Genomic DNA, 12860 nt, shown 5'->3' with positions numbered 1-12860 from the left:
CCAGATCGCAAAATACATCCCCTCGTTTGCACTCGGGAGTTTTGCGGGCGGACATCCCTCGGACGCCCGCTGATTCCGTAAAACGAATGGTCGGGGAGACAGGATTCGAACCTGCGACCCTCTGGTCCCAAACCAGATGCGCTACCAGGCTGCGCCACTCCCCGACGCGGGCGATCCTCTAGGCGGCATTATTGCGGGCGGCAAGTCGGCAAAGAAGAAAGGGCGGCTCCCGGAGGAACCGCCCCTCTATCGTGCCGGCGGGCGATGCCCGACGGTGCGAATCTTACTTCTTGGCCGGGGCCGCGGTGTTCGCCGCTTCGGCGCGGATCGAATCGGCCGCATTGTTCAGGCTGTCGGACGCGTTGCTGACCGCGGCAGCCGCGGTGTTGTTGGTGAGGTCGCTGGCCTGATCCGAGAGATTGTCGGCTTCGGCTGCCAGATTGTCCGCTACCGCGTCGGCATTCGCCGCGGCCGGGGTCTGCGACTTGCAGGCCGCCAGGGACACCAGGCTCGCGGCGGCGAGAACAATGGCGATCTTCTTCATTTGGGTGCTCCCAAAAAATTACCGTCGTTTCGCAGCCGGGCCGAACTGCCCTTCGCGAGCCTGGAGGAATAACGGCGACATTGTGACGGTCAACGACCAAATTGTCGCGCGTCTCCGGTTTGCGTCCAACCGGGCTCTCCGTCGCTGGATTCACTCGCTCGTATTGGGCGTCACTGGTCCGAATTCTTCAGGCGCATTGGCGACGATGGACAGAACCGTGGTCCAGGCGGCGACGTTCTGGCGCAGCTGTTCCGGATCGATCTTGTCGAGCGTGTCCTCGGGCGTGTGGTGCCAGTCGAAGTAACGCTGGCCCGATTGGGCAAGCGTTACCGCGGGAACCCCGGTCGCCAGCACCGGGCCGACATCGGTCCCGCCGCCAGCGACATCCTTGCCGCGGACGATACCGAGTGGCGCCAGGGCCGCCGCGAGCCGGTCGCCGACCGCCTTGGCGCTGTCGGGCAGGTTGGTGTTGAACCGCCAGACATTGTCGGCCCCGAAATCGGATTCGCTCGCCATCGCGAACTTCTCGCCGGCATGCGCCTTGGCATAGGCCGCGCCACCGAACCCGCCGGGCTCCTCGGCACCGAACCAGACGACCCGGATGGTGCGGCGCGGACGCGGGCCGTCGAGCAGGCGCTTGGCCGCCGCGGTGGTGATCGCGATCCCGGCGCCGTCGTCGATCGCGCCAGTGGCGAGATCCCAGCTGTCGAGATGGCCGCCGATCAGGATCGTGCCGGCCTTGGGGTCGGTGCCGGGTACCTCGGCGACGACATTGCCCGATTCAGCGTCGGGCAGCGTCTGCGGGGTGAGGACCAGTTTCATCGTCACCTTGTCGGTGCGCGCGAAGATACGTTCGAGCTGCTCGGCGTCCGCGACCGACAGCGCGCCCGCGGGGATCGGGGTCACGCCCGGCGTCCAGTTGGTCCCGCCAGTATGCGGCCAGCGACCCTTGTCGCTACCGATCGATCGGATGACGGTCGCGACCGCGCCTTTCTTGGCGGCGATATTGGGGCCGATGAAGCGCGCGCCACCATAAGCGCCATAACCGCTGCCGTCCTGCGTTGCCTTCATCTGGTTAGAGATGAAAGCGATTTTGCCCTTCAAGCTGCCATCGGGCGCAGCGATCAGGTCGCCGAGCGTCGGGAAATAGACGACCGGCGCGGTGATGCCCTCTGGCGGGGTCGCGCCCGACCGGCCGAGCGCGGTGATCACGAGCTTCTGTGGGTAGGGGCCGACGATCTCCGCCGTCTCCGCGCCGCGGATCCAGACGGGCATCTTGTAGGTTTCGACATGGACGTTCTGGAAACCGAGCTTCTTCAGCCGGATCACCGCCCAGGCGCGGGCACGCGCTTCGGCTTCGGTTGCCGCCAGCCGCTGGCCGACTTCGGTCGTCAAATCCTCGACGATATCCCACGCGACCTGGTCCTTGAGCGCAGCATCGCGCGCCTTGGCGACCGCGGGATCGACCTTGGCCGCCACAGGGCCAGCGGCGCGCTGTGCGAGGGCAAGTGTGGGAACGGCCAGGGCAAGCGTGGCGACAGACAGCATCAGCGGGATGCGCATAAGTTCAGGTCTCCTGCGACGAACGGAGCCCCGTGGCGCCGGACGGCGTTTGGGGAGACCTGCTGCTTAGAGCCGAAGCACTCGGTCCGGCAAGCCGCCGGGGCTTTCCAATCGGCCACCCAATCGCTATCTGCCCGCTCTACTTTTCCGGCAATTTCAAACCACGGAGCAACGTGCCGCATGGCCGCCCAATACGCATATGTCATGAAGGACATGACCAAGTCCTTCCCCGGCGCCCCGAAGCCGGTGCTGAGCAACATCAACCTGCAATTCTATCACGGTGCGAAGATCGGCATCGTCGGCCCCAACGGCGCCGGCAAATCGACTCTGATGAAGATCATGGCCGGCATCGACCAGGACTTTTCGGGCGAGGCATGGCCGGGTGAGAACGTCACCGTCGGCTATCTCGCGCAGGAGCCGGAGCTCGATCCGAACAAGTCGGTGCTCGAGAACGTCAAGGACGGCGCGCGGGGAGTCGCCGACATGGTCGATCGCTTCAACGCGATCTCGGCCGAAATGGGCGATCCCAAGGACGACACCGATTTCGACGCGCTGATGGAGGAGATGGGCGATCTCCAGGGCAAGATCGACGCGGTCGACGGCTGGACGCTCGACAGCCAGCTCGAACTGGCGATGGAAGCATTGCGCTGCCCGCCGTCGGACTCGCCGGTGCAGAATCTGTCTGGCGGTGAGAAGCGCCGCGTCGCGCTGACGCGTTTGCTGATCCAGAAGCCGTCGATCCTGCTGCTCGACGAACCGACCAACCACCTCGACGCGGAAAGCGTCGAATGGCTGGAAAACCATCTGAAGGAATATGCGGGCGCGGTGCTGATGATCACCCACGACCGCTATTTCCTCGACAATGTGGTCGGCTGGATCCTCGAGATCGACCGCGGCAAGTACTTCCCGTACGAAGGCAATTATTCGACCTATCTCGAGAAGAAATCCAAGCGGCTCGAGCAGGAAGAGCGCGAGGAGTCCGGACGCCAGAAGGCGATCAAGGACGAGCTCGAATGGATCCGGCAGGGCGCCAAGGCGCGCCAGACCAAGTCGAAAGCGCGTATCGCCAAGTTCGATCAGTTGGTCGAGGCGCAGCAGAACCGCTCGCCCGGCAAGGCGCAGATCGTCATCCAGGTGCCCGAACGGCTGGGCGGCAAGGTGATCGAGGTCGAGAATCTGACGAAGAGCTATGGCGACAAATTGCTGTTCGAGAATCTGTCGTTCACGTTGCCGGCCGGCGGCATCGTCGGCGTGATCGGGCCGAACGGCGCGGGCAAGTCGACCTTGTTCAAGCTCATCACCGGAGCGGAAAAGCCGGATTCGGGAACGATCGACATCGGCACCACCGTCCGGCTCGGCTATGTCGACCAGAGCCGCGATCACCTCGACGACAAGAAAAACGTCTGGGAGGAAATCTCCGACGGGCTCGATTACATGAAGGTCAACGGCTTCGACCAGTCGACCCGGGCCTATGTCGGCGCGTTCAACTTCAAGGGCGCCGACCAGCAGAAGAACGTCGGCAAGCTGTCTGGCGGTGAGCGCAATCGCGTCAATATCGCCAAGATGCTCAAGCGCGGCGGAAACGTCCTGCTGCTCGACGAACCGACCAACGACCTCGACGTCGAAACGCTCGGCGCGCTCGAGGAAGCGATCGAGAATTTCGCCGGCTGCGCCGTGGTCATCAGCCACGACCGCTTCTTCCTCGATCGCCTGGCGACGCACATCCTGGCGTTCGAGGGCAACAGCCATGTCGAATGGTTCGAGGGGAATTTCGAATCGTACGAGGAAGACAAGCGTCGCCGTTTGGGCGACGCTGCGGATCGTCCGACCGCGCTGGCGTACAAGAAGCTGACTCGCTGAACGATCGAAAAAGGCTCCGCTGTCAGGTGACGGCGGAGCCTTTTTTCTGCCCGATAGGGGTGTTCAGGCCGCTAAGCGGTGAACCGCTTGGTAAATCCTTTCACCGGCTGGCCCGCTTCGACATAGGCTTCGACATGGTCGACCCGCGCCAATGGCGGGCCAGCGCGGCACGCCTCGACCAGCGAAGCGACCGCATCCTCCTCCCCGGACGCCAATATCTCGACCGTGCCGTCGTTGCGGTTGCGCACCCAGCCGGTGACCCCCAAGGCCTGTGCCTTGCGGATGGCAAAATCCCTGAAGCCGACCTGGTGCACTTTACCGGACACCACGACCCGCTGCATTATCCCCATAAACTACAACCCTTTTGACACGACCGCGGGGTTGATCCCCACTAATCGCGGTGAGTCTAGCATCGGCCGTACCGAACCGTAGCATTATGATCCGCAGCCCAGCGTGTCAGTGGGGCAATCCGGCGGCGACTGCCGCGAATTTGCGCCGAACCGAAAGAGGCAGCTAGGGAGGCAGACGAAATCAGGAGGATATGTGCCGATAATCCCCGCCTTGCTGATCTGGGCGGCGGCCACGGCCACGCCTCCGGAAAATCCGCCGCCGATCGACGGTGCGCTGCTGCCGGTCGGCGACGCTTGTTACACAGTCGCTGCACTGGAGCAGGGCAAATCGGCAGGCAACGTCCTGCGCCGCGTCGAGCGCCTCGACAGCAGGCGGCTGATGATCATGGTCGCCTCGCGCTTCAACGCCGGTCCGCTGCTGACCAGCCGGATCGAAGTGGCATTTCCCAGCCTACGGCCGATCCGCACGATCGAGGAGACCGATGGCGAGACCAACCTGTCGGTGCGCTATCGCGACGGCAGCGCGCGCGGAACGGTCACAGGCGGGGACGGACGACGCCAAACGACCACCGTTCCGTTGGCGGGGCCGGTGTGGGACGAGGAGACGATCGAATTCGTCCTGGCCGCGCTGCCGCTTGCCGAGGGTGCGCATTTCGAAGTGCCCGTGTTCCATTTCGGTCGCGGACCGGGCGTGACGAGGATCGACGTCCGGCGTTCCATTTCGGCAGGGGTATCCGATGGCGGGCCGATAGCGGCCTGGGAAATCGAGGCCGGCACGCGATCGGATATGACGATCACCTACCTGGTCGCGAAAGCCGATCGCCGGTTGCTCGCGGTCGACGTGGGTGGTGTGCGCTCGGCCCTGGGCGGCGATTGTTCCGGGTTGATCAGGTGAAGCTCAAGCTTTGCGTCACGCCTCTGCGCGAAAATTCGCCGGGCTTCGCGTAAATCGACGGCGTTTCCGGGGGAACCATCCTTGACGCGCCAGCGGCGCTTTCATAGCTGACACGACATGACTGTTCTTACCATTCTCGAAGTACCCGATCCCGGCCTGCGCGCCGTTGCCGCGCCTGTCAGCCAAGTCGACGAAGCGATCCGCGCCACGCTCGCCGACATGTTCGAGACGATGTATGCAGCCCGGGGCATCGGCCTCGCCGCGACCCAGGTCGGAATCGAGAAGCGCCTCGTCGTGATCGACCTGCAGGAGCCCGAGGAAGAAGGTGGCGAGCCCGTGCGCAAGCCGGCCGCGTTCGTGAACCCCGAACTGCTCTGGGTCAGCGACGAGATGGCGGTCTATAATGAAGGCTGCCTGTCGATCCCCGAGCAATATGCCGAAGTCGCGCGTCCTGCGCGCTGCCGCGTGAAATGGCTCGACGGCGACGGCAAGCAGCATGAGGAAGAGATGGACGGCCTGATGGCGACGTGCATCCAGCACGAGATCGACCATTTGAACGGCGTGCTGTTCACCGACCACATCTCGCGGCTCAAGCGCGACATGATCATGAAAAAGCTGGCCAAGGCTCGGAAGGCGGCTTGATCACCGTCGAAGGCGGCTGTCATTGCGGCCACGTCCGGTTTGAGGTGCGGCTCGAGAGTCCCGAGGTCGAGCTGCTCGACTGCGATTGCTCGGTCTGCAAGATGACCGGCTATCTTCACCTGATCGTCCCCGAGCCGCGTTTTCGCCAGACCGAGGGGCGCGGCGACCTCACGCTCTATCGCTTCGGATCGGGGCGCGCACGGCACCTGTTCTGCCAGCATTGCGGGATCAAGAGCTTCTACCGCCCGCGCTCGCATCCCGACGCGATCAGCGTGAACTGGCGGTGCCTCGACGAAGATCACGGCCTGACCGCGACGATCGTGCCGTTCGACGGGGTGTATCCGGTCTAGGCGCTAAGCCCAATAAAGCCGTCATACCAATAGGCCGTCATGCCAGCGAAAGCTGGCATCTCGAGCCATAGCGGCTAGCCTCGCGTCATGGCGAAAGGCGGCTGGACGTACATCATGGCGAGCAAGCCAAGGGGTATGCTCTACGTCGGTGTAACAGCCTATCTGGCGGAACGTGTCGATCAGCATCGCCGAGACGTCGGGTCGGCTTATTGCCGGCGCTATGGGATCAAGACCTTGGTCTTGGCCGAACTGCATGATGAAATCGAATATGCTATCGCGCGTGAAAAGGCACTGAAAGCGTGGAAACGCGCTTGGAAGATCGAGTTGATCGAACACGTTAATCCCGGCTGGGAGGACTTGTTCTCGGATCGCGTGATCGCGTGAGACCCCAGCTTTCGCTGGGGTGACGGCTTGGCTCAGAACAACCCCTCGATCGCGCCAGCCGGGCCGATGCGAATTCCCTCCGCCGCCGGCACGCGCGGCAATCCCGGCATGGTCATGATCTCGCCGCAGATCGCGACGACGAAGCCGGCGCCGGCGGCCAGTCGTACCTCACGTACCGGGACGATATGCCCAACCGGTGCCCCCAACGCCGCGGGATCGGTGGAGAAACTGTACTGCGTTTTCGCCATACAGACGGGCAGATGGCTGTATCCTGCATCCTCCCAGCGTTTCAGCTGCGCCAGCACGCTCGGCTCGGCGGTGGCATGTTCGGCGCGATAGAGGCGCGTGGCGACGGTGTTGATCTTGTCGAACAGCGGCATCGCATCGTCGTATAGCGGAGCGAACTGCGCACCGCCGCCATCGGCTAGCGCCGCGACGTGATGCGCCAGAGCCTCGGCGCCGGCGCTGCCGTCGGCCCAGTGCGTGCAGATGATCGCCTTGCAGCCATTGGCGGCAGCGATCTCGCGCACGACGCGCATCTCGTCCTCGGTGTCGCTGTCGAAGCGGTTGATCGCGACGACCACGGGGACGCCGAATTGGCGGACATTCTCCAGATGCCGCGCGAGATTGACCCCGCCGCGGCGCACCGCCTCAGGATCAGGCAGGCCGAGATCGGCTTTGACGATGCCGCCATTCATCTTGAGCGCGCGGATCGTCGCGACGACTACCGCCGCGGAAGGCTTGAGGTCGGCCTGGCGACATTTGATGTCGAAGAACTTCTCCGCGCCCAAATCCGCCCCGAACCCGGCTTCGGTCACGACATAATCGGCCAGGCCGAGCGCGGTGTTGGTCGCGATCACCGAATTGCAGCCATGCGCGATATTGGCGAACGGACCGCCATGGATCAGCGCCGGATTGCCCTCCAACGTCTGGACCAGATTGGGCTTGATCGCCTCGGCGAGCAGCACCGCCATGGCGCCATCCGCCTTGAGGTCGCGCGCGGTGACGGGCTGGCGATCGCGCGTATAGGCAACGACGATCCTGCCGAGCCGTACTTCGAGATCCTCCAGATCCTCGGCGAGGCACAGGATCGCCATCACCTCGCTTGCGACAGTGATGTCGAACCCGCTCTCACGCGGGAAACCGTTGGCGACGCCACCGAGCGACTGCGCGATGTCGCGCAGCGCGCGGTCGTTCATGTCGAGCACACGCCGCCAGACGATCCGGCGCACGTCGATATCGAGCGCGTTGCCCCAATGAATATGATTGTCGATCATCGCCGCGAGCAGATTGTGCGCGCTGGTGATGGCGTGGAAATCGCCAGTGAAATGAAGGTTGATGTCCTCCATCGGCACCACCTGGGCATAGCCGCCGCCGGTGGCGCCGCCCTTGGTGCCGAAGCACGGCCCCAGGCTCGGCTCGCGCAGCGCCAGCATCGTCTTCTTGCCGATCCGGTTGAGCGCGTCGGCGAGCCCGACCGAGGTGGTCGATTTGCCTTCGCCGGCAGGGGTCGGACTGATCGCGGTGACCAGGATCAATTTGCCGAGGTCACGCGGGACCGGGAGGTGCTCGCGGATCAGCTTGGCCTTGTATTTGCCATAGGGCTCGACCGCGTCCACCGAAATCCCCGCCTTCTCGGCGATCTGTTGGATGGGCCGGAGCGTCGCGGCGCGCGAAATCTCGATATCGGAGAGCATGCGCGTTCTTAGCCGCCCCAAGCGGTCGTCGTCACCCCGCAGTCGTAACGAAATTGGGGCTGTCCTGGCATCGCCGTTCGATCTATGTTCCGGCGATTGGTCGGGTCTTGCGGGTGAATTGTGGTTGAAACGTTGATCGTTGGGTTGGGTGCTCTCGTCGTCGGACTGGTGATCGGCTGGCTGTTCGCGTCGCGCCGCGGCGTGGCCGAATTGGCTGCGGCCAAGGTCCATGCCGAGCAGCATGAAGCGACGCGGCGGCAATTGATCGAAGTGACCGCCGCGCGCGACACGACGATGCGCGCCCTCGATGCGCACCAGGCGGCGTCGCGCGAGCGCGAGGCGGCGTTCGAAGCGCGGCTGACCGAGATCGTCGCGGCGAAGGACGCGCTGGCCGCGCAATTCGCCGAGGTCGGCCAGCGGCTGCTCGACGACGCCCAGACCAAGTTCCTTCAGCGTGCCGACGAGCGGTTCAAGGAATCCGAAGCGACCAGCGGCCAGCATCTCCGCGCCTTGCTCCAGCCCGTCCATGAGCGTCTCCAGCGCTACGAAGAGGGTGTGGCCAAGGTAGAGGCCGATCGCCGCGACGCGTTCGGCACGCTCCACGGACAGATAGAGGCGATGCGGGTCGGACAGGAATCGGTCCGCTCCGAAGCCTCAAAGCTGGTCAATGCCCTGCGCAACGCGCCCAAGGCGCGCGGTCGCTGGGGCGAGCAGCAGTTGCGCAACGTGCTCGAGACGTGCGGGCTGAGCGAACATGCCGATTTCCAGGCGGAAGTCAGCGTCGACGATGGCGAGGGCGGGCGGCTCAGGCCCGACGTCATCATCCGCGTGCCAGGCGGCAATGCGCTGGTGATCGACGCCAAGGTGTCGCTCAACGATTATCAGGACGCGTTCGGCGCGATCGACGACACGGAACGGGCCGCCGGGCTGGTGCGCCACGCGGCGTCGATGCGCGCGCATGTCCAGGCGCTCGGCGCCAAGGCCTATTGGACGCAATTCGACGACGCGCCCGATTACGTGATCATGTTCGTGCCCGGAGAGCATTTCCTGTCCGCCGCGCTCGAGCAGGATCCGACCCTGTGGGATTTTGCGTTTGATCGTCGCGTCCTGCTGGCGACGCCGACCAATTTGATCGCGATCGCGCGAACCGTCGCCGCGGTCTGGCGGCAGGAGAAACTGGCCGGAGAAGCGCGGCAGATCGCCGAACTGGGCAAGGAGCTTTACGCCCGCTTGTCGGTGATGGGCGGCCACGTCGCGCGGTTGGGGCGCAATATCGGGCTCGCCAACGATGCCTATAACGCGTTCGTCGGCAGCCTGGAGACGCAAGTGCTGACCCAGGCCAAACGGTTCGAGGATTTCAATATCGACACGGGCGGGCGGGCAATCGAGTCGCCGCCGATGGTGGAGCAGTCGCCACGCCCGCTGGTGAAGCTTGCGTCGGTCGGCGAGATAGGGGATCGTTCGTCGGAGGGGTGATCCTCGTGCCTGTTGGGGAGCGGGTCGATGACGAAAATGACTGGCTTGTTGGTTGCGGCGATGCTGGCTGCATTGCCGGTGAGTGCCGCGGGACAACATAGGGATAGCGACTCCGGTGCCTTGGCAACGATCGGGAGCGCATTCTCCGCCATTCAGGCCGGCGATCCGGCGCGTGCCTTGTCGATGGTCGACCCCGTCGTGGCGTCGTTCGAGGAGGACTTTTCGGGCGAGAAACGCCACATCTTCTGTTCGCAAACCGCCGAACAGGAGGGCTATTATCTGACCACGGCCGACGGGGGCGCAGACACCGTCCGCCTCGTGCCGCCGACATGGTGCGAGGCGCTCTATGTCAAGGCATTCGCCCTGGTCGATCTCGATCGCCTCGACGATGCCCAATCGACATTCGAGCGACTGGTTACATTCGCTCCGAAGCATTCTCGCTATCTCAATGAATTAGCCTATGTCTTTCTCAAGAAGAAAGAATGGCAGCGCTCCATCGACGCCTATATGAACGCCGAGGCAGCGGCCAATTTCACGCCGGAGCGGCGCGATTACGAGCGGTGCGTGTCTTTTCGCGGAATGGGTTACGACCTGGTGGAACTCGGGCGGCTCGATGACGCCGAAGCAGCCTATCGCAAGTGCCTGGCGATCATCCCCGACGAACCCAAGTCGCTGGGCGAGATCGAATATATCAAGGAACAGCGCAAGAAGACGACCTGACGTCGTTCGCCTGACTAGCGCGAACGCTATAGTCTGCGGCCGTTCAGTCGGTGCGAGTCAGCGTGGCGGTGCCGCTGGCGCTCGACAAGGTGAGCGTTCGGTCGCGGATCGCGATGCGAGCAGGGCCGGCGATGATCGCCAGGAACTTGCCCTCGACCGCCATGCCCGGCCCCGGACACGCCATCTTGGTCGAGACCACCCGGCTTGCGCTCAGACGGCCATGGTCGATGCGATAGCCGCCGCCGAAGCTGTTGCAGCCGGCGTTCCCCGTGATGCGGTCGCCCTCGAAGCGTATCTCGGTCGCACGGGCAGTGCGGATCGGGCGTCCGTCGATGCTGGCAATCGTCCAGCGCGACCCGTCGAGCGCGGCTTTGTCCAGCATGGGATCGCCGCCACAGCCTTTGACGCTGCGTCGGCCGATCGTGACGGTGACGCGGTCGGGAAATTTGCGGTCGCTCATCCCGTCGCTGCACGGCGCGCGGGTGATATCGACGACGATCCGCCGCGTGACATAGCGCCGTCCGTTGAAACTGGGCCGCGCAGCGGGCGCCTTGATCCGGATCCGGGTCTTTCCATAATCGCCGGCATAAGTGATCCAGCCGCGTTCGATGGTCAGAGTCCAACCGGGTTCGGTGCCGACGGCGCGATAGGTTTCGGTCCTGGCCGAGGCGGGCAAAGCGAGGAACAGCGCGGGGAGGGCGAGGGTCGCAGCGAGCTTCATGGCATCTCTCCTTCGCCCGGGCTTATAGCCCAATCCGGCTAAACCGGCCATGTCGGCCATATTCAGCCGCGATGTTGGGCGAGCACTTCATACGCCATCACCGCGGTCGCTACCGCGGCGTTCAGGCTGTCGGCCTTGCCCAGCATCGGCAATTTGACCAGCAGGTCGCATTCGGCCTCATAGGCTTCGGGCAGGCCCTGCGCCTCGTTGCCGGTGAGCAGGAAGGTCGGTTTTTGGTAGCTCGCGCCGCGATAATCATGGTCGGTCTGCAGGCTGAGCCCGACGAGTTGGCCCGGCCCGGAGCGCAACCAGGGCAGGAATTCGTCCCAGCGCGCCTGGGCGATCGGCACCGTGAACAGCGCGCCCATGCTCGCGCGCACTGCCTCGACCGAAAAGGGATCGACGCAATCGTCGATCAGGATCAGGCCGCCGGCGCCGACGGCATCCCCGGTACGCAGGATGGTGCCGAGATTGCCTGGATCGCGCAGCCGCTCGGCGACCAGCCAGATCGCTGCGGTCGAACGGTCGAGCGCCTCGAGCGGGGTGGTGAATTCGGGAAATACCCCGACGACTGCTTGCGGATTGTCCTTGCCCGACAATTTGGAGAGGATGTCGTGGCTGGTCTCGATCGCTTCCCCCCCTGCGGCTTCCACGGCGTCGATCAAGGCGAGGACCAGGGGATGCTTCGCGCTATCGGCGGCGAAGAATAGATAGTGGGGGAGGCGCCCCGCTTCGCGCGCCTCGGTCAGGATGCGCAGACCCTCGGCCAGAAACAGCCCCTCGGCCTTGCGATGCTTCTTGTCGCGCAGGCTGCGGACACGCTTGACCAGGGTGTTGGAGAAGGCGGTGATCTCGCGGGGCATGAAGGGACCTATCGCGTTGTGGCGTGGCAAAGCCACGCCGTCGGTCGTCGTTGCACGACGCCGGCCGGAGCGGCGCCATTCGGCGACATAGCGCCGCTATGTCGCCTGCGCTCGCTCAATCCTCGCCGAACTTGGCCTCGACCAGCTCGCACAGCGCGCCGACCGCACTCTCCGCGCCGTCGCCATCCGCGCTGATCGTGATCGTGTCGCCCATCGCCGCGCCCAGCATCATCAGCCCCATGATCGAGGTGCCGGTGACGGCGGGACCATCCTTGACGACCTGGATCTCGACCGACTGGGTCGAGGCGAGGGTGACGAACTTAGCCGATGCCCGCGCATGCAGGCCGCGCTTGTTGACGATCTGCACTGTGCGGCTGATCGCCGGCATCAGGCAGCGGCCTCGCCGAGTGCCTCGGATGCCACCGCGATATATTTCCGCCCTGCCTCACGCGCCGCGATCACCGCGTCCACGACCTTCATCGACTTGCGCGCCGATGCCAGGCGGATCAGCATCGGCAGGTTGATTCCGGCGATCACTTCGACTCGCCCGCGTTCGAGCAGCGAGATTGCCAGGTTCGAGGGCGTGCCGCCGAACAGGTCGGTCAGGACGATCACGCCCTTGCCGTCATCGACCTTGCCGATCGCCGTGGCGATATCGGCGCGGCGCGCTTCCATATCGTCGTCAGGGCCGATCGCGATCGCTTCGACGCGCTCCTGCGGACCTACGACATGTTCCATTGCGGTCACGAACTCGGACGCGAGCCGTCCGTGCGTCACCAAAACCAGACCGATCAT

15 protein-coding genes and 1 tRNA gene are annotated in these 12860 nt (G+C 64.5%); 7 read left to right on the top strand and 9 right to left on the bottom strand.

The window, feature by feature from the left end; genetic code table 11:
• Window positions 1–87 precede the first annotated feature (87 nt).
• The 3 genes from SMA01S_RS07500 to SMA01S_RS07490 all read right to left on the bottom strand — a co-directional run bounded on the left by SMA01S_RS07500 (window position 88) and on the right by SMA01S_RS07490 (window position 2107).
• Window positions 88–164, bottom strand: a tRNA-Pro gene (locus SMA01S_RS07500).
• Between the two features lie 119 nt (window positions 165–283).
• Window positions 284–544, bottom strand: a complete 261-nt coding sequence (locus SMA01S_RS07495; RefSeq protein ID WP_066591159.1) for a hypothetical protein — start codon at window positions 542–544, stop codon at window positions 284–286.
• Window positions 545–694: 150 nt separating this feature from the next.
• Window positions 695–2107 (bottom strand): M20/M25/M40 family metallo-hydrolase, encoded by a 1413-nt coding sequence (locus SMA01S_RS07490; RefSeq protein ID WP_066819908.1) that lies wholly within the window; start codon window positions 2105–2107, stop codon window positions 695–697.
• Between the two features lie 180 nt (window positions 2108–2287).
• Between SMA01S_RS07490 and ettA the strand changes: the two genes are divergently transcribed.
• Window positions 2288–3967 (top strand): energy-dependent translational throttle protein EttA, encoded by a 1680-nt coding sequence (gene ettA / locus SMA01S_RS07485; protein ID WP_066819906.1) that lies wholly within the window; start codon window positions 2288–2290, stop codon window positions 3965–3967.
• 71 nt (window positions 3968–4038) lie between these two features.
• On the opposite strand, the gene SMA01S_RS07480 is transcribed toward ettA, so the two are convergent.
• Complete coding sequence (locus SMA01S_RS07480) at window positions 4039–4308, bottom strand: acylphosphatase (RefSeq protein ID WP_066819904.1); 270 nt, start codon at window positions 4306–4308, stop codon at window positions 4039–4041.
• 202 nt (window positions 4309–4510) lie between these two features.
• On the opposite strand from SMA01S_RS07480, the gene SMA01S_RS07475 reads away from it, so the two are divergent.
• The 4 genes from SMA01S_RS07475 (at window position 4511) to SMA01S_RS07460 (ending at window position 6588) form a co-directional block, all read left to right on the top strand.
• Window positions 4511–5212, top strand: coding sequence for a DUF3108 domain-containing protein (locus SMA01S_RS07475; RefSeq protein ID WP_157093856.1), 702 nt, complete (start codon window positions 4511–4513; stop codon window positions 5210–5212).
• A 117-nt stretch (window positions 5213–5329) separates the two neighbouring features.
• Window positions 5330–5854: a peptide deformylase gene (gene def, locus SMA01S_RS07470; protein ID WP_066819900.1), complete on the top strand. Its 525-nt coding sequence runs from the start codon at window positions 5330–5332 to the stop codon at window positions 5852–5854.
• Window positions 5851–6204, top strand: a complete 354-nt coding sequence (locus tag SMA01S_RS07465) for a GFA family protein (protein ID WP_245649194.1) — start codon at window positions 5851–5853, stop codon at window positions 6202–6204. The genes def and SMA01S_RS07465 overlap by 4 nt, the downstream gene beginning before the upstream one ends.
• An 87-nt stretch (window positions 6205–6291) precedes the next feature.
• Complete coding sequence (locus SMA01S_RS07460; protein WP_066819898.1) at window positions 6292–6588, top strand: GIY-YIG nuclease family protein; 297 nt, start codon at window positions 6292–6294, stop codon at window positions 6586–6588.
• Between the two features lie 32 nt (window positions 6589–6620).
• On the opposite strand, the gene SMA01S_RS07455 is transcribed toward SMA01S_RS07460, so the two are convergent.
• Window positions 6621–8285, bottom strand: coding sequence for a formate--tetrahydrofolate ligase (locus SMA01S_RS07455; RefSeq protein WP_066819896.1), 1665 nt, complete (start codon window positions 8283–8285; stop codon window positions 6621–6623).
• Between the two features lie 144 nt (window positions 8286–8429).
• Here SMA01S_RS07455 and SMA01S_RS07450 point away from each other — a divergent pair, with 144 nt between their 5' ends.
• Window positions 8430–9761 carry a DNA recombination protein RmuC gene (locus SMA01S_RS07450; RefSeq protein WP_439654305.1) on the top strand — a complete coding sequence of 444 codons (1332 nt, stop codon included), beginning with the start codon at window positions 8430–8432 and terminating at the stop codon, window positions 9759–9761.
• A gap of 27 nt (window positions 9762–9788) precedes the next feature.
• Window positions 9789–10481: a tetratricopeptide repeat protein gene (locus SMA01S_RS07445; protein ID WP_066819892.1), complete on the top strand. Its 693-nt coding sequence runs from the start codon at window positions 9789–9791 to the stop codon at window positions 10479–10481.
• Window positions 10482–10524: 43 nt separating this feature from the next.
• Here the strand turns inward: SMA01S_RS07445 and SMA01S_RS07440 are convergent, their stop codons facing one another.
• The 4 genes from SMA01S_RS07440 to SMA01S_RS07425 all read right to left on the bottom strand — a co-directional run bounded on the left by SMA01S_RS07440 (window position 10525) and on the right by SMA01S_RS07425 (window position 12860).
• The gene (locus tag SMA01S_RS07440; RefSeq protein WP_066819890.1) at window positions 10525–11202 is read right to left on the bottom strand and encodes an META domain-containing protein; all 678 of its coding nucleotides are present in this window, start codon (window positions 11200–11202) and stop codon (window positions 10525–10527) included.
• Window positions 11203–11264: 62 nt separating this feature from the next.
• Window positions 11265–12065, bottom strand: coding sequence for a TrmH family RNA methyltransferase (locus tag SMA01S_RS07435; protein WP_066819888.1), 801 nt, complete (start codon window positions 12063–12065; stop codon window positions 11265–11267).
• Window positions 12066–12180: 115 nt separating this feature from the next.
• Window positions 12181–12453, bottom strand: a complete 273-nt coding sequence (locus tag SMA01S_RS07430; protein ID WP_066819886.1) for an HPr family phosphocarrier protein — start codon at window positions 12451–12453, stop codon at window positions 12181–12183.
• On the bottom strand, window positions 12453–12860 hold the full coding sequence (locus tag SMA01S_RS07425) for a PTS sugar transporter subunit IIA (protein ID WP_066810665.1): 408 nt from the start codon (window positions 12858–12860) through the stop codon (window positions 12453–12455). Before SMA01S_RS07425 ends, SMA01S_RS07430 begins: the two co-directional genes overlap by 1 nt.

The sequence above is a fragment of the Sphingomonas mali NBRC 15500 genome, from assembly GCF_001598415.1.
In the GTDB taxonomy this organism is placed as follows: Bacteria; Pseudomonadota; Alphaproteobacteria; order Sphingomonadales; family Sphingomonadaceae; genus Sphingomonas; species Sphingomonas mali.
This window is presented reverse-complemented; position numbering and strand designations above follow the sequence as displayed.